The sequence below is a fragment of the Nitrosospira multiformis genome (genome assembly GCF_003050865.1).
Taxonomy (GTDB): Bacteria; Pseudomonadota; Gammaproteobacteria; order Burkholderiales; family Nitrosomonadaceae; genus Nitrosospira; species Nitrosospira multiformis_E.
Genome location: NZ_QAOK01000020.1, coordinates 1 through 22149 on the forward strand (window position 1 = coordinate 1; position 22149 = coordinate 22149).

Below are 22149 nucleotides of genomic sequence, written 5' to 3' on the forward strand. Positions count from 1 at the left end.
GGATATATCTCTTTGTGCTTGTAGATTCATGAACAACTCCTGAAAACAGTTTGAATGTATCAAAACTGTCAACCGAAGTCGTGATATTCATAATTGAAGATGAACGTTTAAACGTCCATCTTCAGCTGGCACGACTTTCAAGTTTATTTCTATAAATTTGGTAAAAACCACCGTCTTTAGACGGTGACTTTGACTTTAAATGTGTTGACTCATGCGCGCTAGCTTGGTGCGGATAGGCGACTTTAGTCGTCTGCACCCAAGCTGCGCTAACCCACCTACTTCTAGTAGGTGGTAGTTTAGTCAAAGAACGGGAATGTATTCTGCGATACCTTCAAGATTCACGGTTTCGTAGGTGAGTTGGGCTCCGGTGTGATCTACAACAAAGCCACGGCCGTGAATCAGGATGCCCATTGTCTTGAAGATCTGCCGCAACTCTTCTCCCAGTTCGACCGGCGGCAGAACCAGCGCGAAATCCAAAGAAGGTTCATCCGTAGCGCCGGACCTGAAATTTACTGAGACAAGCGTCCCCACTACTGTTTGCTGCTGAGTAATCTGTGCTCCGCGAAATACGAAGTGGCCTTCCGGGCCGGTATATTCGAAGGAAGCTTCTTGTGGCTTTTCTTTCGCACCCAACGGGTCCAGTGCTTGAGGAAAAAAAACGACGCGTTTTACACCTTCCTGATCAACAAATGTAAAACGACTGGGATTTCTCTTCGGGTGTTCCGAATTGCCCAGGCTGGGATTTCTCTCCGAATGTTCGGAATTGCCCAGCAATGCCTTTTTTGAATCGTGTTTGACGTGTATCCGAACTCCCCTGGCATCGGGAGGCAGGGGGTCCCAGAGGTGAACGACACCGATAGGCATAATTGCGTCTGTGGCAGGTTCCTGATGCGGTGGATCAGCGACAAAATCAAAATCATAAATGCCGTCTGGCGGCGGCTGAATGAAGACAAAAGGTTCTAACCGCGGATTTGTCCAACCCTCGCCAGATATATTTCCTGAGGCGCTAATTCGTAATTTAGGCGGATGATTTTCCAGAACAAATAACTCAACATCAAGAACTTCCAGAATTTTTTCCATTTTTGACTTCCCCCGTCATTTGAAATGAGTGGAGCGCTCTGCGGCAGCAATGCCTCGGTTTGTGCTACTGCCATTCTTTATAGCCAAGGAAAGTAAAATAACAACCACATTCGCATTGTCCGTATAACCTTTCACAGAACAATGGTCATCGGAAGGAACCATACTGGAAGAGGAAAAGGTGTTCTGCTCACAGCGCCTGCAGCGCACTTGATTTCGGGTTACAGCAACCGGTTGCGAAACAGCCATGCGGCGAAAGGCAGCGTAACTGTCGACATGATCAGGAGCGGAATCAGATCATAGCCGACCATCATCAAGTCAGCCCCTTCCAGATATACGCGCTGCATCAGGTCAACAGCAAAGCGGAGGGGATTGGCCAGAGTAATAACCTGAAGAAATTCCGGCATGTTGCGCACCGGCGTCGCCAGGCCTGAAAGCATTATGAGCGGCATCACCAGCATGAAAGTATAGAGCATGGCCTGCTGCATAGTGGTACAAACTGCTGAAATTGCCAGACCCACCCCTACGCTGGCAATCGTGAACAAAGTCAAACCGGTATAGAGTGTTATCAACGAGCCGGCAAGCGGCACCTCGAACCAGTAGAGCGACACCAGGAGGACGATGGTGGATTGCAGCAGGCCTATTGCAACGATTGGAATCACCTTGCCTACCATGATTTCCATGGGTGAAAACGGTGTTACCAGTAACTGATCGAATGTACCATTCTCGCGCTCACGGGCGACAGTGAGCGCGGCCAGCAACATTGTCTGTATCATGCTGAGCGAGGCGATCAAGCCCGGCATCAGATTCCAGCGGGTCTCCAGATTGGGGTTGTACCAGGCGCGTGCCTCAACCGTAAGGGGCTGCCTTGCGTTGCCACCTAACGTCGTGTTATATGATTCGATAATTGAGGCGACATACCCTGCAGCAGAGCCGGCGCTGTTGGAGTTCCGCGCATCGAGAATCAGTTGTACCGGGGCAAGCTCGCCCGCATTCACTTGCTGCTCGAAGCGTGGTCCGATCTGTATCACCATTAGGACCTGCTGCGAATCGATCACTCCCGCGATATCCCGCTGTGTTTGCAAGGTTGCGACACGCTGAAAAACACCCGTTCCATCCAGACGCGCTATCAATTCAACGGAGGCAGCACCGCGGCTCTGATCAAGCAAGGCATAGGGCACGTTGATGAGATCAAAAGTGGCAGCGTAGCCGAATAAAAAGCTTTCCACCAGCGACGGGACGACAAGAATGACCCGATTGGCAGGATCCTTCAGGATCGCCAGAAACTCCTTGCGGCACAGACTGATAATGCGGCGCACGAGGTCGAGCATGGGTCAATCCAGTTTCTTGCGGGTAACAAAGCGCGCGAGGCCGAGCAGCAACGCTGCATAGCCCGTGAGAATCGCATAATTTCGTATTATCACCGGCCATACATCGCCGGCGAGATACAGCGTCCTGATCAGTTCCATGAAATAAGTGGCCGGTAGAATCTTTCCAACCAGCTGAATGACAACAGGCACGTTGCGCAAGTCAAAGAGAAAACCGGAAAGCATGAGCGCCGGCATGAAGCTGGTAATAATTGCGATTTGACTGGCAGTGAACTGGTTTTTGGTTATGGAGGAGATGACCAGGCCGAAACCCAGCGCCACCAATAGATAGAGCATCGAACCGCCCAGCAGGATCAGCAGTGAACCACGCATGGGCACCTCGAACAGAAAATGCGCCGCAGCCAGGCATACCCCCAGCGCGGCCATGCCTACCAGAAAATAGGGAATAATTTTCGCCAGCAGGATTTCTGTCGGGCGCACGGGCGAGACGAACAATGCTTCCAGGGTACCGCGTTCCCACTCGCGCGCCATCACCATTGCGGTGAGAAAGGCCCCGATGAGTGTCATGATCAGAACGATCAAGCCTGGAACCAGATACCATGTGCTGGAGTTGGCAGAGTTGAACCACAAACGTTCCACCAATGTGATTCCACCCCCGGTCGGGGCTTGCAAAGCTGCTTTTCGCTCCGCCTGCCGCAACGTCCACTGGCCAACAATACTGTTGATGTATTTTCGAATGATTGTTGCGCGGGTGGAATCTGTTCCATAGGCCAGAAACTGGACTTGTGCTTTGCCTTCTCCCAATCGCCGGGAAAAATCGCTTGGTATCCGGAAGATTCCCTCTACTTCGCGCGCCCGCATCAAACGTTCTGCCTCCTGCATGGATGGAACTCTTACAGGTGAAATATACGGGGAGAGTTCCAGGCCTGAGACAACGTCGACCGAAGTGGGGGACGCATCTTCCAGTACGATTGCAATGTGCGCATTCCTCACATCGAGTGACAGGCCATAACCGAAAATGAGGATCAATATCATGGGGAGACCAATTCCAACTGCAAGATTGCTTTTGTCTCGCGACAGCTGACGTATTTCCTTTCGGATCAGGGAAATGAGCCGTAGTTGAAAGCCTGAATAACCCCGCTGGCCTGATTGGCTGTTTTTTCCACTCATAAGCTCGGCGCTCTTTCAGTCGATTTATCTCGTTCCCGCTCGCGGGCAACGATACGAATGAATGCCTCTTCCATCGTCAGCGTGGCATCCTTCCCCCCGGCTTGTCCGCGAACCTCCTGTGGCGTCCCCATGGCCACTAACCTGCCGTTGTCCTGGATTACAATACGATCGCAGTACTCAGCCTCTTCCATGAAATGGGTTGTGATGATGATTGTCGTTCCCATTTCCGACAGTGCGGTGATGTGACGCCAGAATCCCCTTCGTCTGAGCGGATCGATTCCGCTGGTAGGCTCGTCCAGAAACAGGATTTCAGGTTCATGCAGCAGGCCAACTGCCATTGCGAGCCTCTGCCGGAAGCCACCGGGTAATTGCCCGCTCGGAGATTGTTCCCTCCCTGCAAGATCGAATTGCTGGATGACAACCTGAATACGCTCATGTAACCGTTCGCCGAACAGACCATAGGCATTGCCGAAAAACTCCAGGTTTTCCCTCACGGTCAAATCGCCGTAAAGTGCAAACTTCTGCGCAACATATCCTATCCTTCGGCGCGCCGGAGCCCGTGCATGCCGAAGGTTGACCCCCGCCACCTGGAGAAAACCGCTGCTTGCAGGTAGAAGGCCGCAAAGTATGCGAAAGGTCGTGGTCTTGCCTGCCCCATTCGGCCCCAGTAACCCGAAGATTTCACCGCGCCGCACCCAGAAGGACACATGATCGACAGCGATAAAATCTCCGAATTTTCGTACCAGATCACGTACCTCAATGATCTTTTCATCGGACTGCCGATTTTCTCCCGAGGTAGTTGCAGACAGTGCCGGCCTCTCGAATGGGAGAGTATCTGGCGGAATCATCTGGTGCTGTTCACGCAGCAGTACCATAAACCCGTCTTCAAGACGTGCTTCCACCGGAATGACTTCAATACCGCTCAACAGCGCATCAATATCCTGCTGCCGTGCATGAGGGCGACGGATAAAACGCACTGCCCCACTTTGGGGCACAGCATCTATGATGTTTTTGGAATCATCCAGAAGTTGTGCCTGCAGAACTCGTGAAGGCTGACCCTGGTGTGGGGCAGTGACAAAGCAAAGATCGCCTGCGTACTGCCGTATCTCGTCAGGTGGGCCTTCGGCAAGCAGTTTGCCCTCCTCCAGCACATGAATCCTGGTGCAACGCTCTGCTTCATCGAGGTAGGCTGTGGTAATCAACACCGTCAGTTGCTCCTCATCGATCAATTGCCCGATGATCTCCCATAGCTCCCGTCGCGACAACGGATCGACACCCACTGTTGGCTCATCAAGCAGCAGCAGCTCGGGAGAACGCACGAGCGTACAGGCCAAACCCAGCTTCTGTTTCATGCCTCCTGACAGTTTTCCCGCAGGGCGCTGGGTGAAGCGGATGAGATCGGTCATTTCCAGCAGTCGACGATAACGTTGCCCGCGTACCTCCTGCGGCACTCCATGCAGGTCTGCATAAAGATCGAGATTCTCCTGAACGCTCAAGTCCTCATACAGGCCGAAGCGCTGCGGCATATAACTTATGCGATCCTGCACTGTCTGCGGGTCGGTTACAACATTCACATTCAATACCTGGAGGTGTCCGTCATCCGGCTTTATCAAACCCGCGAACATGCGCAAGAGAGTAGTCTTGCCTGCTCCATCCGGCCCGACCAGCGCAGTAAGCGAACCTGCGGACACTTCCATGGAAACGCCTGCGACAGCCTCCACGATCTGGCCGGTTTTTTTGACCGGAAAGCGCTTGTAAATATCATTTGCTACCAGTGCGGGCTGCGTTTGCTCCATCAATGCTTCACTTCACGGGAATTTCCATTATTTCCGAGAGCGATATGCACGGTGGCGGGCATGCCCAGACGCAGTCTGTCTCCCGCGTCTTCCACATACACCCGTACCTCATAAACGAGGCTGGTGCGCAGCTCCTCGGTTTGTACAGGCTTTGGGGTAAACTCGGCAACCGACGAGATATAGCCGATACGACCATGAATGGGCTCCTCCGGATGACTGTCAGTAACAACCTCTGCACCCATGCCGGGCTGGATGCGGCCCAGATCAGTCTCGGATACGTAGGCTCGAACCCATTTCGGATCGGTTATTGCAAGCGCATAAACCGGACGTTGTGGCGAAGCCATATCTCCCGGTTCGAGCAGACGTGAGCGTATGACAGCATTAATAGGAGATTTCAGTTCGGCCAGATCAAGCTGGTGCAGCAGCAAGGCCAGCTCAGCACGAAAAACATTCAACTGCGCCTCCGCCTGCGCAATATCTTCCTTGCGCGGTCCGATTAATGCCAGTTGCAGTGCCTTTTTGCGATTTTCGAGTTGCGCCACAGCCACTCGATGGCGAGACCTGGCATTGTCGAGATCCTGCTTGCTGACGGCAGCACCCGAGTCACTTTCAATCTCTATCAAGCGGCCGAGAAACTGTTTGGCGAGATCGGCATCGGCCTGAGCGGAAGCAACCTCAGTCCGGGCCTGTGCTATTTCCTCGGGGCGGGTGCCATTCTCAAGCCGCAACAGCGCCTGCTTCTGGGTGGCGACCTGAGCTTCGGCTTGCGCGATTTGCAACGTAAGAATCCGGGTATCCAACGTTGCGAGAACCTGTCCTGTCTGGACCCGATCTCCCTCCTCCACGCGCATTTCAGCGATCCGATCGTTTCCGTTGAAGGCGAGAGAAACCTGGCGGATATCCACATTGCCAAAGAGTGTCAGAAACTCGCCATTGCTTTCCTTATGGGTTAAAAACCAGTTTGCCGTTCCCACCAAAATCAGGGCAAGCACTGCTGCTATTCCTATAAGGACGAATTTTTTATTCACCGATGATGTCAGATGCGGTTACGCTACTTTACTGAAGCGGATGACTGCATGGAAACCGCGCGGTTGCCGACGCAAAAACTCCTGTTTGGACGATCAGCCGGTCCGCGAATCAGTACCGTCAACGATAGCTTCAGCCGCATCTTCCAGGGCAACGATTGCGGAAGGAAGTGACGCCGCGTTGCCTGAATAAACTGCGCCAGCCAGAAGAACCAGTGCGGATGCCAGATCAAGTGCCTGCTTCAGGGTGGTGATATGCTTTACTGCTGCTTTTGCCTCCTTGACGCTCGACTGCAGTCGCTCAAACGCTAGCTGGCTATCTGCCAATACCAGCCCTATTGCACTGGTATAAAGGCTGGAGGCGGTATTCAGAAGTAAAATCTCCTGACTATCGAGCTCATCCCACTCTGCCTTGCTCAAGCTGGCACGATGCTGGATGCGCCAGTCCCCGAGCGCAATTGCTGCATCCCGGAACTGGTTGCCCAATTCGAAAGCGTCATCGGACGAAAGCTTGTCCATGCGTTTATTCTCTTTCTTCGTTAGTCGCTTTTAATGCGAAACATCGAGTAAACCCCGGTAAGCCATGCGAAGATCTGCGACATAGGGTTTGAATTGCTTGTCCAACTCGTTACTGCCGATCTTTTTGTGGTGCTCATACAGATACTGATGCGCATTAGCGATTTTATCCAGCACGGCAATATAACCCTGCGCACTCCTGATCCGGGTATTTACACGGCCCAGCGATTCGGCCTTCGCCTCTCTTGCAAGCGCCATTGCCACAGGTTCCATGGGATTACCGGGCATATACATGAAATTGTCATAATATCTGCCGAGCAGCGCCGTTTCTACCTGTAAATCGGCAATCATGCCCTTCTCCACGATTTTTCGCGTAGCCTGAATTACATGCTGAAGCGGCTGATTTGCATCACGGACCAGTTTCCTGAGTTCATGGAGCCGATAACCCGCAGTTACGGCGCGTGCGAGCAGCGTAGATAGTGCTCCCACCGCCTCTTTCTCTTCGGAAGTCAGCAGTGTTGCCCTGCTGAGATTTGTACTCAATTCTTTTAGTGATTTATCATAGGCATGAGTGTTACCGGCGGCCAGGTTGCCTAAACCTTGCATATAGTCTGTCACGGTTTGCTGGAGCAGATCCAGGCTGGCTCGCTGCGCCTCCCGTCGTATTTTCTGTGCTTCCAGCTCGCCGTGGAATTTCTCTGGCTGGTATTGTTTGCGGCGATCAAGTGCGGCCACATAGTCCCTCGTAAGCGCGTCATAACTTGCCGCATCTGAAGAAAGAGCGGCAAAAACTTTCACTTCCCTGAAACTGACGCATCCGGAAACAAAAGATACAAGCAGGAATATGCCGAATGCTTTCCAGAAGCTTCCGCGTATACCAATCACGTTGACATCAAGAGAACGGTTCATCACATATTCTGTAGCTCTATCGGGAGCGATGTGTTATTCCTTTATCTTAGCTGGGAAAACAGAGAGTTTTGTATATTTCGAGACTTGGCGACAAAAAGCAGTTATGCCATGGTTAACGCATTTTTGCGGGCTGCGCATAATATGCGCTTTCCCCGATCTTCCTCAAGTATCTGATACTCATGAGAATAACCCTCCTGGCTGCCCTTGCCGTCCTGCAAATAAGCTTTACCCCTCCACTTCGCGCCGCTGACTCCGCAAGTTTTGTTCTCAATTATATTGGTCAGCAAATCGTACCCCATCAGACAAAATTCAAAGGGACGACCGTCGGCGGGTTGTCGTCTCTGGACTACAACGCAAGCACTGCCCGTTACCTGTCCATTAGCGATGATCGCAGCAGAACCAATCCAGCGCGATTTTACGAATTATCCCTGGATCTCGCCAAATTCCAGCGCTCGGCCGAGCCCGGTATGGCAGGCGTGACCTTTCATGCCGTAACCACGATCCAGCAATCCGGTGGGGGGGCGTTCGAGAAAAACTCCGTGGATCCGGAAGGTCTCCGCTTTGACCGCAGGCGTAACACGATTTATTGGAGCGAAGAAGGCCACCGGGAGATATCGGGTTTCCGCAGCCCTGCGGTACGCGAAATGAATGCTGATGGCAGCCATTCTCGCGATTTCATTGTTCCCCTTTACTACTCTCCCAGCGGCTCCCGTGTGTGGACATTTACCGGTAGTAAGGGCGTTTACGACAATTTGGGGTTTGAGAGCCTGGCAATCTCCACCGACGGTACAACTCTGTATACGGCTACCGAAAATGGCTTGGTTCAGGATTCTCCCCCTGCCAATGCCTATAGAGGCTCACGCGCACGTATCCTTGCCTTCGACATTGCCACCGGAAAACCAGTTGCGGAGTATGCTTACGATGTTGAGCCTGTTACGTCCGCACCGTCCTTGCTCGGCAGTTTCGCTATCATCGGACTGAGCGACTTCCTCGCCATCGGTGACCGCCAATTCATTACTATCGAGCGCACTTTATCCCTTGGTACAATCACGCCGGGCCGTATTAACACAGGATATACCGTCCGGCTTTATTATGCCGATGCAAGGAACGCCACCAACATTTCCGGAATGGAATCGATCGCGGGCAAAAGCATCTCTCCATTAAGAAAAGTTCTCCTGTTCGATATGTCAGACCTGAAAAATACGGATGGCTCGGCTCTGGCTATTGGTAACATAGAAGGCATCACCTTTGGTCCCGAATTCAAGGGCAAACGCACTATCTTGCTGGTAGCTGACAACAATTTCTCCAGAATGCAATTCACCCAATTCGTCGCATTGGAAATTGCCTTTGAATCGGAACTGGAGCGGTTACAATAAAAATATGAATTCTGAAAGGAATATGAAAGGAATACTGCCTATTGATTTTTTTCTTGAGCCTTGTTGTCGATTACACCGGGTATATCCTTCGTCGGCCGAGCAAACCGGCCTTTAAGGTCATCAACGCCCGACTGGGGTTTAGCAAGTTGTTTTAAATCTGCACGCTGTCTGCGCTTTTCCCCGCTGTCTATTTTCATATTCTTGTCTCGCTTTTCGACCAATCCAGGCGCTGCTTCTCCTTCATGATTAAAAGACCAGCCCAGCATCGGCTGACCGAGGGGTAGCGCATCCCCAAGCTTACCTTCGTAGCCCGTGTTCCAGACGTGCCAAGTCTTGCCATAGCTATTCATCTTCCCTTTCATCAACTCTTTTTCCGCAATGCCGGGGATGTTGGGAGCTACAAGCTGCCCGGAAAGAATTTCGCCGTTATGCGGATGCCAGTACTTTTTTTCCCCTTCGGGTAGCGTGCTGAAAAGCTTTTCCGAGATGATGAATTCAATGCCGTTCAGATTTGCATCCTCCGTGTTGCCATCGAATAACGCGCACTGCGCAAAATCCTCGTTTACCTGCTGGCAATAGTGATGAGCCTCCATCTGATCTTCCGGAGAATCCTTCATTGGATGGAAACCGACCAGATAGATGTCGAATGATTTCAAGGGAGAACCGCTCTGCAACAGCCTTGCGCCTGCTTCCAGAATTTTCGTTTTGGGCGTTTTTGCCTCACCTCCTGGGTTGGCATGGGGTCCCGAAGACTCCTGGGCGAACACCTCTTGCACAGGGTTAAGCAGCCCGGTGCTTGCCAGTAAAGCAAAACCCGAAATAATTAAAAAATGCCCGCTCAATCTCTTCATACCGTCCCTTTCGAATGGAATATATCCATTTAAGAATATTGCATATTCCTCCCACTCGTCCGTACGGTGGCACACAGCAATGAGCTATAGCAATATGCCAAAAATGCTACTGAATATACTTCTCCAAGGATCCCTCAAGGAAATAACGTAGAAATAGCGGTTATTTGCTTTCCATCATAATGCCTGCTGAATAGAACAATTCATTCCTGCACCGCCTCTTCCTCCGTCTATCCTAGAACACATAACTTGCATTCAAGCCCACTATTACGTTCCGCCCCGGCGATGGTTCGTAAAAACGCCCGTTGCCTTCATTCACAATTACCGCACCGACATATTTTGCGCCACTTACATTGTCTATTCGGATGAATTCGCTGAGTTTCAAACAGCCCAACTGATGTGAATAGGCGAAGCGGATGTTTGCCATGGCGTACTGTTTTGCAGCTTCCGTATTGGTATCGTTGGCGTAAACCCTATCACGATAGATTGCCTCGATCACTGCCGAAAATCCTGGCAGGCTGCGCCGCCAGGCCAACTCGGCATAGGCGGTATTGCGCGGTATACCGGGAACGAAGTTGCCGTCCGCTACAGTTACGAAAGGAATGCCAGCTCGTGGTTGATAGGTATAGGAATCGCGAAACCTGGCATCAAGAAAGGTATAAGACAAATATGCAGAAAGATCCCCACCGAAGCGGTGGACCGCGGCAAGCTCTATGCCTCGCCTCCTGGTATCGCTCGCATTCTGAAAAGTAGCTCTACCCCCAATATTGGTCGCCGGCAGAATCTCATCGGTAACCACACTCTCAAAGAGCGCGAGATTGATGCGTGTATTATCCGTAGCCAGCCACTTGACCCCCGCCTCGATATTGCGACTCACGCTGGGCCGAAGGGAGAAATTGAGGCCGGAGGCACCATCCGGCCGATAGGCAAGCTCTGTAAAGGTGGGTGTCTCGAAACCCCATCCGCCGCTGGCGTACAGGTTGAGCGTCGGTGTCGCCTTGTATAGCAAGCCCAGCACTGGATTCACATTACGAAAAGTCAAACTGCCGCTATCATCGCCATTGCCGGAGCGGACAAAAAAATCCTCGGACTTGAATTTCACATGAGTGTAACGCACTGCGGCCGAAAGCGCCCATGACTGCGTAAAATGCCACTCGGCCTGCCCGTATTGACTAAGACTGCTGACCGTATTATTTTCATTACGGCGCAAATCTCCGCGCACGCCAAGGATTGCGCCAAAGAAATTCTCGAACCCCTTGCGGCGCTCCTTGAAAATTTCGTACTCGATACCTGCGGTCAACGTGAACGGACGTTCTCCCGTGCTCCGATAAGTCCATCGCAAGCCTGCTCCCCCGAATTGCCGATCGAGATCGACCACCCCTCCCGAACTGGTTGCAGGAATCTGCGCGCCGCGTGGCACAGCAAGAAACTGCTCTATCTGCCGGGTTCCTGCATAACCAATCAGCTTGATCTTGTTCGAAGCAGAGAACCTATGTTCATAAACCGCGCCGCCCTGGGTATTGTCGATGCTTTTGCGGGTGTTGAAGGTATGGGCGCTGATATCTGCCTGGCGGGGATTCTCGATAACCTGAGCATGCGTGAGCCCGAGCGGATCCTTCGTGTTGCCCTGATGCAGTTCATTAGCTACGAGAGTGAGCGTCGCGTCGTGGTCAAACCTGTACGTAGCCTTTGCGCTGGCCTGGTAGCGCGTTGCCCCACTGTGGTCGCGGTAGCCGCTTGTCTGAAAGCGGGAAAGATCGACCACGTAATTGAATGGACCAGCTGTAACATTCGTTCCACCCAATGTACCTCCCAGCTTGATCTCGCCGCGAGAGGTGCCATAACTGCCACCCAGGAGGGTTCCGGATAACGTGGTTGTGTTTGGGCCATCCTCCGTAAATGCCTGTATTACCCCACCTGAGGCATTGCCGTAGATGGCAGAGAAAGGGCCCCGCAATACCTCGATGCGTTTAGTTGAACCGAGGTTGATATTCGCCGCCTGGCCTTGACCATCCGGCATGGTGGCAGGAATATCATCGACGAATATGCGTATGCCACGAATGCCGAAAGTGGAGCGCGCGCCAAAGCCACGGCTGGATACTTGCAGATCCTGTGCGTAATTCTGACGATTCTGAATGACGAGACCTGGAATGCGAGAGAGAGCCTCAGAAAGATTAACCCGGGGCTGAGCCTCCTGAATAACCTTTGTCTCCACTACGTCAATGGACATCGGCAAGGAGAAACTCGATTGTTCAGTGCGGGTGCCGGTAATAACGACTGGATTGAGAACTGGCAAAGACTTCCCTGATGATTCGACTGGCTGTGCCTCGGCCGCGGTATTAGTCGGAGTCTTGGATTGTACAGAGGAAGAATCCGAGGCAAGTACGAGGTTCGGCAAGCCGATCCCGATGGCGACGAGCACAAGGTCCAGGATTTTCAACGGTTTTTGCTTTCCGCCGGAACATCGAGCAACTGAAGAAGCAGCGAGAGGCTAACTAAGCTTCTCCTGCTAATCAACAAATCCAGATCAAACGGGAACCATCTTTATTTTTAATAGCCCGGCTGACCACCCATGCCACCCCCAGGAGGGGGAACTAAAGAGGGAAAAGAAGAACCTGACGATGAACGGGGGGAAACCTGTTCCACCTTCTGCTTTCCCGCCGCTGCTTCTTTATTAATTTTTTCTACCGCCTCATTTATACGGGACTGCTCGGAAGTGGCTGACCTGTTGATGGCGGCGTTATCGGCATTAGCCTCCTTGATCATACAGTCATGATAAGTCTGTATCTGTTTCTGCCATTCATTGATCTTCCCCACACTCCGGTTAAAGGTCTCAACACTGCTTGAATCCACCACTGGCGTTTCAGGCATCACGCCGCACCCGCTGGCGGACCACGCACCTTTTTCGAAGGTCCCCGCGTTTGCGGCAAACGCGGTAATGAGTAGTGCAACTGATACTGAAATATAAATGACTCGACTCATATAGCGCCTCCCGTGATTGACAGAATGTGATTGCACCGGCTCAGCCATAATTCCTTCTTTCGCCCGAACGAATCGGAAAGGTTGCGCCAAATCAGAGAAATGTGTAAAGCGAGCGACTTATATTCCTGCTGATATCGCTGCAGTCAATTGACAATTGAAGAACATACGCCAGTATCTTATAGGCTAATATAGCCAGTTTGCAAACGGCAAGTACGAGTCGTGTCAACATCCGCCCATCCCCTCAACCTTATGCAATCCACTGCAAACGCTTGGCGCGATGTGCTGGCAAAGTCCGTGCTATTCTTTTTTGGCATAGCGCTCTGGTACAAGGGATTAAGCTTTTATGCCTATTATCTGCTGCCGCTCGCCTGGGTGATAGATGGAGGACTGGGCCGCTTTGGAAAAACAGCCAGGGAACCTCTGGTAATGGGCATGCTTCTGTTATGCTTTGTCCTCGCCCTTGGCATACTTTGGAGCGATCGCCCTGATCTTGGCTTCAAGGTCTGGCGAAGATACTTTGCCTTTCTCGTTTTTATCCCCTATCTGGGTCTTTTAAATAAAGAACGTCTACCTTGGGCAATCAGTGGAGCGCTTGTGGGTTATTTTGGTGCACTGGTTATCGGTTTATATCAGTGGATGGTGATGGGTGTACAAGGTATCCCGGCTTTGGGGATGCCTTACACTAGTTTTTCTTCAATACTGGGAATTGGAGTATTACTGACTCTCTATACTATAAAAACAAGCAGAAATAATGGAGCCCGACTATTTTTGTGGTTTCTCTCTGCCTTTCTATTGTTCATTCAGTTTAATCAAGACGCCAGGGGGGCACTTTTAGCAACGCTTTTTTCATCGTTGCTTCTGCTGTTTGTGCTGTATAAGACAAAGACTAAAACCCTTCTGATCGTGATGGCGCTGGGGATCACAGTAATCACGTTGTTCGCTTCTAATAGTACGAGTTTTCAAGAAAGATTAATGCGAGCGAAGAGTGATATTCAATTATCCTGGGCAGGAAAATATACGACCAGCTTGGGATATCGCCTGGCTATGTGGGATGTCGGCCTCCATGGGATAGCCGAACATCCCTTTGTCGGTCACGGCACGGGAACGGCAGCAAGGTATTTCGAGAAAACTGTTGAGACGTATAAAGGAGGTATTTACCGGGATTTGCCAGAATTTCAAGATACTTATCATTATCACAACGATTGGATTGAAATTGGAATGCAGTTAGGATTGCTTGGGGTAGTGACTTATGCTTTCTTTTTATGGAGTTGGTTTCAAACGCTAAAGAGACGTCAACTGGTAGTTCTTGCAGCGGCTTTACTTTGTTTTATTTTTCTGTCCGGCTTAACAGACACTCTGGTTTTTTTTCGACAAACTTTTTACCTGCTTCTTGTAATCACCGCTATTGGTATTACCTGTCACAAAACATCGGAGCGGCTGTACTCTACAAAATATATTACCCCTTGAGTGATACTGGCAGTTATGGGGGTGGATGATGCGACACTAACCTGGGATAAATTTCAAGGGAATGAAAGGACCGTCGCTACTGTCTGTCGCGTTAACAAGCTTTAACGGAGAACACTATATTGCTGGGCAACTGGAAAGTATAGCTCAGCAGCGTAGACTACCTGATGAACTCGTCATTTCGGATGATGCCTCCACTGATAGCACCATCGATATCGTATCGAAATTTGCACGTCACGCACCATTCCCCGTGCGACTCCTCCAGAATCCTGAACGTCTTGGTTCCACACGTAACTTTCAAGCGGCTATAGGCGCCTGTAATGGTGGCATTATATTTTTATGTGATCAGGACGATGTTTGGTATCCAAATAAGATTGCACTTATTGAAGCGCGTTTTATCGATAATCCTGACGCAGGTGCCGTTTTTACCGATGCAGATGTAGTTGACGAAAACTTAAATCCATCTGGACTACGAATTTGGGAAGCTTTTAAATTCAATTCAAAAGAACAGGCACAAGTTAATGATTGCGATGCATTGGAAGTTCTGTTCAGGCATCCGGTAGTAACAGGTGCGACAATGGCCTTTCGTTCCATTTATCGGGACCTTATTCTGCCTTTACCCGATACATGGCACGATGCCTGGATTGCTCTACTTATTGGAGCAACTTCATGCCTTGTGGCATTGCCAACACCGTTGATCGCCTACCGGCAGCATAACTCTAACCAACTCGGAATTCCGCGTAGAGGTAGAAATCGCAGCAAGACTTGCGCAGAAATATACGGACCACAAGTTCTCTGCTATGAATTAACCCGAGTGCGTCTCCTCACGCACGTGAAGCACTTTCCAGTCGCTAAGCAGAAACTAGAAAAGATTGAGGAATTGCTTATTTTTTTGCGAAACCGCGCCGCTTTACCTCAAAGTCCCTGGCAGAGATTACCCATAGCTCTAAGTGAACTTGCTGCCTTCCGTTATCATCGATACGCATTCGGGGCCGTCAGTTTTTGGAAAGATTTGTTACGCTAACTCTACCCTGAAGAAGCCCCAGCAATGTCAAAACGGGACTAAACACTTAGGGAGTTTGAGAGTTTTTAAGGCGTACCCCCAGCAGCAACACTTAGCGGGATCCAAAATGCTTTGATTGGGTTGTCTTCTTGACCGTATATATTTGATAGGCAGGGTTTGGCGAATCGGGCAGCATTTCGAAGTTATCCAAGATGTATCTATGAATTAGGGCATGTGTATTGTGGAAACGTAACTCCTCCCGTCCATCAAGGGGGAAATCGAATATCAGGATAAAACCCGGGTTTGCCACCTTGATCCGTTCAATTTCTAGCTGTTGAAAGCTTTCACTTCGCGAGAACAAGGCGTATATCTCCCACATAGGAGACTTTCTTTCGAACAGCGGATAAGCCCCCGGCCAGAAAGGAGTTGTGATGAAACTTTGACCATCGGGTGCATGTTTAGCAACCAGCTTCTTTAATAGAGCGATCTCACTTGCTGTGCGAGCATCAACGCTCACTTCGGTGTCCGAAATTACGATGTTCACACATTGTTTGCTAGCCCGGCATTGCCAAGCGGGATGAAAATGCACCATCACTAACAAACTTGAACCACATAACACAAGTGCCAGCGGCCATTTGATCTTCGCTGGTTTTGTGGCCAGTAGCACCAGGCAACCGATTAATAGAGGAAAAATGCTTTTAGCAAGGTGACTTACATCGGCTCTGGAATAAGCATAATGTGCATAGGGCAGTGCCAAGAACGCAGCTGCAACCAACGCCGATGGAACAGCTCTCTTGTGAAACTTCTGCTGAGTAACCCATATGGTAGCAAGTATGCCAAAAACGACTATAGCAATGAAAAACAAACCAGCCAGCACCCCACGAATCGTCTTGCCCACAGATATGGAATCAAAATCCAAACGCCAAGGCCAAGGAACTGGTAGAGTAAGATTAGTTGCTTTAATTTCAAGGAAAAAGAGCAAACTTTCCCAGAAGGCGGAAGCAAAGCCTGGTACCAGCAATACCATGAGAAGTATCGGGACATAACCAATTGCTACCCCTATTGCCCACAGCATAGCTCGCTTGATAAATTCAGGCTTATCCGCTTGCCTGATGGTCAGCCATATCATAACCCCCAGGCTGCCCAAGACACCATACACACCATGGTTACGGCCAAAAACAGCTACCAAACCTACACATAGACCGGTGAAAAAGTAACGTCTCCTTGTAGGGTTCTGCACGAGGAAGGCCAATACTCCGACCAGCAGAATAGATAAGGAAATATCAAATAATTTGTGGCGCGGATACATCCAGGCCACCAATGTGATGGTTGAAAGAAGTAAATAAGGAAAATTTGGCGTTCTTGCATTTCGAGCAATTAACAGTAGAGCGACGAATAATCCCATCACCTGAAAAATTGCCACGCTGCCCCTTAAGGCCACTATGCCATTGTCTCCCCACAGACTCATAAGTGTAGCGGACCAGTAGTAACGGCCGGGGTCGTAGGACATGAAATCGCGTATGGGCACCTCACCTAGCATCACACGTTGAACCCCATACCAAAGAAAACCTTCATCCCATAGTGAGAATCCTTTATGCCCCTGCCATAGAAAAAGTGCGAACACAACAAGGCTGGAAAAAACCAGTATTTGAAAAACTGAAAGCTTATTTTCTTGGGGCTGATGCATTTGGGATTATTGTAGCGATGATGTTCAGACGAGAGTATGCAGACTGTAATTCCAACCCATAGACTTTTATCGGGATCGCTGTTGAGTTGCTGGAGGAAGTATTGACGAAGGAAAAAACCTTCTCGCAAATTCCCTCAGATCGATTTCCGTCTCGCCGCCATCCATGAATCGGAATCTCCACACGTTCTGTTGCTCGTCTGAACCCAGTTGCAAAGGGTCATCTGCAAGCGCCAATCCACCTTTTTCAAGGATTTCCCTGGCTTTACTCGCGTTCCCTGTTAACAGGGAGTTCAGGGCATCAGGAATTCCCCTTTTCTTCGCTGCATAAGCTTTGTTCATCCAGGGCGCCATTTCTTCTAGAAGGCCATATTTCTTGTAAATGTTCGCCATGCGCGTCAGTTCATCCGCATCTTCAAGCAGGTTGCCAGTCAACATGCGCTTGGCGATCATTTCATCCGATGGAATCTGTATTGCGGGTTTGCTCAGACTGGAAAGTCCCCCAACACCAGTTTCTACGACAGCAGGTACTTTCGCCACTTCCGCACTCAGGCCGGGCACCGCGTAACCAGGAGTAGATGGCTTCTGCTTATCCTGCTGCCATGGAATCGCTATCTCATCGTTGGCGGCACGAAGTCGCTCACGTTTTTCCCTGTTGAAATCTGCCTTGTCGATCCTCGCCTGATGCAGCTCCGCCTCGCGCTCCTCCGCCTTTTTCAGCCGGTTGGCATCCTGCTGCCGCAGCTTCATATCCTGCCCTGTGCGCACACCTTGTGCAAGGCCGCCAGCAAATGCACCCAAACTTTCAAGCATGATCTCCCTCCCTGTTGCGTTTATTCACTGTCGCCTTGCGCTTCGCCAACTCTGATGCACCATTGAGCCGGTGAATGAAATCCTCTCCTACCAGTTCCACCGCTTTCCTGTTGAGCACCGCTTCGCCGTTGGATAACCGGATGGGTTGCATACCCTCAATCGAAGCTGGAATGGAATCGCTGGTGCCGGTACCGGGGCCTTGTACTGTGCCACCCTCCGCATAGCCTTCGCGCTTCAATGCGGATAAACCATAGGCATTGTAGTTCCTGATAACACCGCCCCTTCGCAAGCCGGGTGTCCTCATGAGATAAGCTCCGCCTACAGTGCCAATCAGATTGCCTAACCCGCTGAGTCCTCCCGCTTTATTCTGCTGCTGTTGCTGCCATGCATTCAGTTGGCCCTGATACTGGTTCAGCATCAGGTTGCCGGCTGAGCTATTCGCGCCGAGAGCGCCGTCATACCAGTGTTGCGCTGCATTCATGCCATTGGTATGCAAGCCGGCTTTCGTTGCCAGATTGTCAGTGGCGGCGTTACCTGCATTGAGCGCTGCCGCATCGGTAGCTATTCCCGTAGTGGGCATATTACGTCCAAATTGGGCCATGCCTTGCCGCATGGCCATGCCTTGCAATTCCGCCTCGCGTCGGGCCTTATTCATTGCTCCCGCTGTGTCTTTGGCAAGCCCAAGGCTGATCTCGTGGGCCAGGCCTTGAAACTTGCCTGAATTGGGATTGACCCCCATACGGGCCATTGCTCGCTGGCTCGAATCCAGGGCGCTCTCATAATTTTTTGTGATATCCGCTCCCGCCTCGGCCGCCATCCGCTCTTTACGTTCGGTTGAGTCGAATTCGCTGGCCTCTCTTACCATGCGCTCTTCTATCGGCGCAAACAGGGTGCGGTAGGCTTGCCATTGCGATTCGGCCCTCGCTGCATTGGCTTCGCCTGCCGCAATCTGCTGATCAACAATTTTCTGGATCAGCGGGTCCTGCACTCTGGCTCTCTCCTTCTCCCATTCAAGCTGCTGTTTTGCTACATCCAGTTGTTGTTGCGCGATATCAGCCTGTTGTTTTGCCGCCTGCCCAATGAGCGGATCCGGTCTTGGTGGCTTCGAACTACACATTTTCAATCTCCAATATTTTGGTCAATCCATTTTCTACGTGCCTGTAGCCTAGCAATCGGAAAAATCGTCCGGCCTTATTAACAGTCTTTACGGTAATATTGATTTCTCGAACCCCAAGCAATTTCATGGCATTCTCGACATACCTTACAAAACGCTTGGCAATAGTACCGCGTCGTGCCTCGGGCAAAAGATACAGCGTGTCTTCCGTGGCAATAAGTGTTTGCGTGTGAGCGCTCTTGTCCAGATACATGGCGCAATTGCCCAATAACCTCCCTTCGCTCCTTACAGTAAAAAGAAGGTAGCGGCCTGCCTGCTCATACCGGATAAAAGTCTCGTAATCCGGCTGAAACGGTAGCCGATGTCTGTGTCCCTCGGTTTCATTCCAATGGGCGCGATGCAAATGCTTTATTTCTTCTGTAATGTTCTCAATACGCTCTACAGCAAATACCAGGTGGCCGTTATATCGAGGCTTGATCTGTGCAATATCTCTCAGCTGCGCAAGTGTCTCCATGTGGTTGGCGGCAACGCAGATATCAGCGGCCAGATCAGATGTCAGGGTCGAGCCTACATTTGCCTTGAGCAGCGAAATCAGTTCAATATTCATCATCCATCCATACGTGAAATAAGCTGTTCGAGAGAATCGCGAACAGAATTTATGTACGCATACAACGCCTCGCATTCAGCCTGGGTAGGAGGAGCTGAGAATGTAAGTGTGCGAAAGGCGGGAAGCGTTATTCGGTTTCCACGCCGCCCGGTCAGTATCTCAAGCATGATTTTCAGCCAGGGAGGTGTTCCAACCGGGATGCCGGGCTTCTTGATATGGATCGCTTCGGCAGGTTTGCTGAGAAGCGCGGATTCAATCACAACCCCATCACTTATCGCTTTGGCGCTTGCTTTATTGATCTGGCTGCAAAAGGTAGCGATAAGAAGGTGTATCTGGGTAACAATGCCCGTTGCACCAGCATTGGCTTGGGCGGAGGGCGTGCCGCCAAGCGTGCCACTGCCAACGGATATGGGGAGGACGCTACCCGCATTAAACTGCCCCAGGCTGGCTTCAACCAGGGTGTGAGTTTGCGCGATTGCCGCGCGTGGGAGGGTCTTCCCCTGTATCCACCCCTTTCCACCGGGTATATGCGCCTGACTTACTTCCCCCGAGCTCAATGTTCTGCCTGGCGCAATTACGGCACTCGCCAGGGCAATACTTCTGGTAATGCCAGCCGCGCTACCAAGGTTGGATTGAACGGGAGCAGCCGTCGCAAGGATTTGATTCTGTTCGACCTTGCCCGTATTGACGCCACCTGCCTGTGTTGATCCCGCAACAGCAAGCGCGTGATGTTGAGCAATTTCTACCGCGCTGCCGCTATTTACCTGTATTGCAGCTACACCGCTTAATCCAAGCGTTGTATCGCCAGGCCACAGCTTTCTTGCAGGCGCCTTGAATAGTTGCCATGGGTTCTCATGAAAAGCCCGTGATTCAGCCGCTCCCCAGACTGCATCGGAAAAACCGGCTATCAATATGGCGCCATCAAACTCCCATAGATTTCCACCTACGTACCGTCCAAGGTTGAAATTCTTGTTTCCCGGTCCCCACGCTTTTGGCGGATCTGTCCAGGTCAGCCCGGTTTCCTTCCCATCAAGAAAAACTTTACAGGTCGCTGCAGTACCCCCGGATACAAAAACAATACTGCGGTTTTTTGTGTTGAACCAGGAAGCAAGGGCGCCGGTACTTGGGCTGTTGGACCCAATAGCCACCTTTAGATCAGGGTAAATCTGGTATCCGCAAATGTTGGGAGAAGAAACTCCGAAGGAAACGTGGCCATATGTATCAGGGCGACCTACAATCGGACACCACATAAAGAAGGTGCCGACATTGCCTGTCAGCTCCGGGTAGCCGGTATAGGCGTAATAGTCGTCAATGCCATCGAACGAAAATACCTTGCCATTTTGTGCCGGAACAATTGCCGCATCGCCGCCTGCTGTCCAGATTCGCCCGGTAACCAGATCGACCGGCCCAACGGCGGGATTCCATAATATTCGTATCCCTTTGGCAAGGCCGGCATAATCAATGGGCGCAGCGTGCTGAGGTTGCCTTACAAACCTGTTTCGCAGGATAATCGAGGACATGTCAGCGGATCAGGTCAGGTGGAAAGGCCGGTAATATCTGCCCTGTAAACGCTCCCTGAACTGAGCGCTACACCCATCTCATTTTTTACGACCAGCTTCAGGTAACGGCTGACAGGCAGCCCTTGCAGGCTGAAAAATTTTCGGTGCACGTTTGTGTCATTGCACGCCAATGTGCCGATCCAATGCAGGTCAGCCTCATTGGTGGCGTCGGTTCCGCTTTCCGGGCCACTCCCAAAATTCACATTATCGAGCGATAATTTTGCGAATAATATGAGTTGGCGGCTACCGGTTGGAGTTCCGTTAGGATCGCATTCAACCTCTAAAGTAACGTCCAGCGGAATGGCAGATCCGAGATCAATGGCTGACGAAGTTATGTAGGCGCCGCTTGCCAGCGTTCCCAGACTGAGCACGGACGCGCTGCGCGCACCCTGCGCTTGGGTAAATGTTGCCATAGTTTAATTTCCGGAATATCGCCAGTTGGCTGGTTAGGTGGGCTGGGAACTCGTGTAAGTCAGGCTCGGGAAATTGACTGTATTGCCGCTCGTTACCACCTGGTCGGTGGTTTCATCAGTCACCAGCAAAACTTTGCTCGCGTTGTCCGTGAAGGCAATATGAAGATCGGGAGCGGTGCCAGAATTGGCTGAGGCTGTTCCACTGCGGGCCGCGACAGTCAGAATGCGAGCTGCGCCGTCAGCGCCTGACAGCGCATAATCTCCGGGCGCCATTGCAACCGCACAAATTGCATTAGCATTAACGGTTGCATAGCTGTCAGCAAAGGAATATGCCTTCAACAGCAGCATGCGGCTCGCATTGTTCTTTATCGAATTCAATCCACCATCCAGAACGTCGGAATGAACGTATTTCGCCATACAAAATTCCTTTTTAAAGTAAAAAAGCCGCCCGAATAGGAGCGGCTC

The 22149-nt window shown here is 51.1% G+C and carries 20 protein-coding genes; 3 read left to right on the forward strand and 17 right to left on the reverse strand.

From position 1 onward, the window contains the following. Window positions 1-300: 300 nt before the first annotated feature. The 7 genes from C8R21_RS10715 to C8R21_RS10745 all read right to left on the reverse strand — a co-directional run bounded on the left by C8R21_RS10715 (window position 301) and on the right by C8R21_RS10745 (window position 7821). Window positions 301-1080 (reverse strand): hypothetical protein, encoded by a 780-nt coding sequence (locus C8R21_RS10715; protein WP_107762688.1) that lies wholly within the window; start codon window positions 1078-1080, stop codon window positions 301-303. A 218-nt stretch (window positions 1081-1298) separates the two neighbouring features. Then, entirely contained in the window at window positions 1299-2408 is a 1110-nt protein-coding gene (locus C8R21_RS10720; protein ID WP_107762689.1) for an ABC transporter permease, read from the reverse strand. 3 nt (window positions 2409-2411) lie between these two features. Then, window positions 2412-3575: an ABC transporter permease gene (locus tag C8R21_RS10725; protein ID WP_107762690.1), complete on the reverse strand. Its 1164-nt coding sequence runs from the start codon at window positions 3573-3575 to the stop codon at window positions 2412-2414. Continuing rightward, complete coding sequence (locus C8R21_RS10730; RefSeq protein WP_107762691.1) at window positions 3572-5371, reverse strand: ATP-binding cassette domain-containing protein; 1800 nt, start codon at window positions 5369-5371, stop codon at window positions 3572-3574. Before C8R21_RS10730 ends, C8R21_RS10725 begins: the two co-directional genes overlap by 4 nt. Next, on the reverse strand, window positions 5371-6363 hold the full coding sequence (locus C8R21_RS10735) for an HlyD family efflux transporter periplasmic adaptor subunit (protein ID WP_258192360.1): 993 nt from the start codon (window positions 6361-6363) through the stop codon (window positions 5371-5373). Before C8R21_RS10735 ends, C8R21_RS10730 begins: the two co-directional genes overlap by 1 nt. Before the next feature lie 129 nt (window positions 6364-6492). Then, entirely contained in the window at window positions 6493-6915 is a 423-nt protein-coding gene (locus tag C8R21_RS10740) for a hypothetical protein (RefSeq protein ID WP_107762693.1), read from the reverse strand. A gap of 30 nt (window positions 6916-6945) precedes the next feature. After that, complete coding sequence (locus tag C8R21_RS10745) at window positions 6946-7821, reverse strand: hypothetical protein (protein ID WP_107762694.1); 876 nt, start codon at window positions 7819-7821, stop codon at window positions 6946-6948. 179 nt (window positions 7822-8000) lie between these two features. On the opposite strand from C8R21_RS10745, the gene C8R21_RS10750 reads away from it, so the two are divergent. Further along, the gene (locus tag C8R21_RS10750; RefSeq protein ID WP_107762695.1) at window positions 8001-9197 is read left to right on the forward strand and encodes an esterase-like activity of phytase family protein; all 1197 of its coding nucleotides are present in this window, start codon (window positions 8001-8003) and stop codon (window positions 9195-9197) included. A gap of 38 nt (window positions 9198-9235) precedes the next feature. Here the strand turns inward: C8R21_RS10750 and C8R21_RS10755 are convergent, their stop codons facing one another. From C8R21_RS10755 to C8R21_RS10765, 3 genes are all read right to left on the reverse strand, one after another. Further along, on the reverse strand, window positions 9236-10048 hold the full coding sequence (locus C8R21_RS10755; RefSeq protein ID WP_107762696.1) for an OBAP family protein: 813 nt from the start codon (window positions 10046-10048) through the stop codon (window positions 9236-9238). 232 nt (window positions 10049-10280) lie between these two features. After that, window positions 10281-12485, reverse strand: coding sequence for a TonB-dependent receptor family protein (locus C8R21_RS10760; protein WP_258192361.1), 2205 nt, complete (start codon window positions 12483-12485; stop codon window positions 10281-10283). 110 nt (window positions 12486-12595) lie between these two features. After that, window positions 12596-13027, reverse strand: coding sequence for a hypothetical protein (locus C8R21_RS10765; protein ID WP_107762697.1), 432 nt, complete (start codon window positions 13025-13027; stop codon window positions 12596-12598). Between the two features lie 249 nt (window positions 13028-13276). Here C8R21_RS10765 and C8R21_RS10770 point away from each other — a divergent pair, with 249 nt between their 5' ends. Together C8R21_RS10770 and C8R21_RS10775 are read left to right on the forward strand one after the other, a co-directional pair. Further along, on the forward strand, window positions 13277-14494 hold the full coding sequence (locus C8R21_RS10770) for an O-antigen ligase family protein (protein ID WP_107762698.1): 1218 nt from the start codon (window positions 13277-13279) through the stop codon (window positions 14492-14494). A gap of 61 nt (window positions 14495-14555) precedes the next feature. Further along, window positions 14556-15515 (forward strand): glycosyltransferase family 2 protein, encoded by a 960-nt coding sequence (locus tag C8R21_RS10775; RefSeq protein WP_107762699.1) that lies wholly within the window; start codon window positions 14556-14558, stop codon window positions 15513-15515. A 91-nt stretch (window positions 15516-15606) separates the two neighbouring features. Here the strand turns inward: C8R21_RS10775 and C8R21_RS10780 are convergent, their stop codons facing one another. From C8R21_RS10780 to C8R21_RS10810, 7 genes are all read right to left on the reverse strand, one after another. Further along, window positions 15607-17181 carry a hypothetical protein gene (locus C8R21_RS10780; protein WP_107762700.1) on the reverse strand — a complete coding sequence of 525 codons (1575 nt, stop codon included), beginning with the start codon at window positions 17179-17181 and terminating at the stop codon, window positions 15607-15609. Between the two features lie 66 nt (window positions 17182-17247). Then, the gene (locus C8R21_RS10785) at window positions 17248-17991 is read right to left on the reverse strand and encodes a hypothetical protein (RefSeq protein WP_107762701.1); all 744 of its coding nucleotides are present in this window, start codon (window positions 17989-17991) and stop codon (window positions 17248-17250) included. Then, window positions 17984-19108, reverse strand: a complete 1125-nt coding sequence (locus C8R21_RS10790; protein ID WP_107762702.1) for a hypothetical protein — start codon at window positions 19106-19108, stop codon at window positions 17984-17986. Before C8R21_RS10790 ends, C8R21_RS10785 begins: the two co-directional genes overlap by 8 nt. Beyond that, entirely contained in the window at window positions 19101-19715 is a 615-nt protein-coding gene (locus C8R21_RS10795) for a GNAT family N-acetyltransferase (protein ID WP_181258906.1), read from the reverse strand. The genes C8R21_RS10790 and C8R21_RS10795 overlap by 8 nt, the downstream gene beginning before the upstream one ends. Then, entirely contained in the window at window positions 19712-21232 is a 1521-nt protein-coding gene (locus tag C8R21_RS10800) for a hypothetical protein (RefSeq protein WP_107762704.1), read from the reverse strand. The genes C8R21_RS10795 and C8R21_RS10800 overlap by 4 nt, the downstream gene beginning before the upstream one ends. 14 nt (window positions 21233-21246) lie before the next feature. Further along, window positions 21247-21684: a hypothetical protein gene (locus C8R21_RS10805; protein WP_107762705.1), complete on the reverse strand. Its 438-nt coding sequence runs from the start codon at window positions 21682-21684 to the stop codon at window positions 21247-21249. 33 nt (window positions 21685-21717) lie between these two features. Continuing rightward, window positions 21718-22101: a hypothetical protein gene (locus C8R21_RS10810; RefSeq protein WP_107762706.1), complete on the reverse strand. Its 384-nt coding sequence runs from the start codon at window positions 22099-22101 to the stop codon at window positions 21718-21720. Between the last annotated feature and the right edge of the window lie 48 nt (window positions 22102-22149).

Coding starts and splice junctions, on each gene's coding strand:
- C8R21_RS10715 (WP_107762688.1), bottom strand. CDS start 1,080: ATGGAAAAAATTCTGGAAGTTCTTGATGTTGAGTTATTTGTTCTGGAA.
- C8R21_RS10720 (WP_107762689.1), bottom strand. CDS start 2,408: ATGCTCGACCTCGTGCGCCGCATTATCAGTCTGTGCCGCAAGGAGTTT.
- C8R21_RS10725 (WP_107762690.1), bottom strand. CDS start 3,575: ATGAGTGGAAAAAACAGCCAATCAGGCCAGCGGGGTTATTCAGGCTTT.
- C8R21_RS10730 (WP_107762691.1), bottom strand. CDS start 5,371: ATGGAGCAAACGCAGCCCGCACTGGTAGCAAATGATATTTACAAGCGC.
- C8R21_RS10740 (WP_107762693.1), bottom strand. CDS start 6,915: ATGGACAAGCTTTCGTCCGATGACGCTTTCGAATTGGGCAACCAGTTC.
- C8R21_RS10745 (WP_107762694.1), bottom strand. CDS start 7,821: ATGAACCGTTCTCTTGATGTCAACGTGATTGGTATACGCGGAAGCTTC.
- C8R21_RS10750 (WP_107762695.1), top strand. CDS start 8,001: ATGAGAATAACCCTCCTGGCTGCCCTTGCCGTCCTGCAAATAAGCTTT.
- C8R21_RS10755 (WP_107762696.1), bottom strand. CDS start 10,048: ATGAAGAGATTGAGCGGGCATTTTTTAATTATTTCGGGTTTTGCTTTA.
- C8R21_RS10765 (WP_107762697.1), bottom strand. CDS start 13,027: ATGAGTCGAGTCATTTATATTTCAGTATCAGTTGCACTACTCATTACC.
- C8R21_RS10770 (WP_107762698.1), top strand. CDS start 13,277: ATGCAATCCACTGCAAACGCTTGGCGCGATGTGCTGGCAAAGTCCGTG.
- C8R21_RS10775 (WP_107762699.1), top strand. CDS start 14,556: ATGAAAGGACCGTCGCTACTGTCTGTCGCGTTAACAAGCTTTAACGGA.
- C8R21_RS10780 (WP_107762700.1), bottom strand. CDS start 17,181: ATGCATCAGCCCCAAGAAAATAAGCTTTCAGTTTTTCAAATACTGGTT.
- C8R21_RS10785 (WP_107762701.1), bottom strand. CDS start 17,991: ATGCTTGAAAGTTTGGGTGCATTTGCTGGCGGCCTTGCACAAGGTGTG.
- C8R21_RS10790 (WP_107762702.1), bottom strand. CDS start 19,108: ATGTGTAGTTCGAAGCCACCAAGACCGGATCCGCTCATTGGGCAGGCG.
- C8R21_RS10795 (WP_181258906.1), bottom strand. CDS start 19,715: ATGATGAATATTGAACTGATTTCGCTGCTCAAGGCAAATGTAGGCTCG.
- C8R21_RS10800 (WP_107762704.1), bottom strand. CDS start 21,232: ATGTCCTCGATTATCCTGCGAAACAGGTTTGTAAGGCAACCTCAGCAC.
- C8R21_RS10805 (WP_107762705.1), bottom strand. CDS start 21,684: ATGGCAACATTTACCCAAGCGCAGGGTGCGCGCAGCGCGTCCGTGCTC.
- C8R21_RS10810 (WP_107762706.1), bottom strand. CDS start 22,101: ATGGCGAAATACGTTCATTCCGACGTTCTGGATGGTGGATTGAATTCG.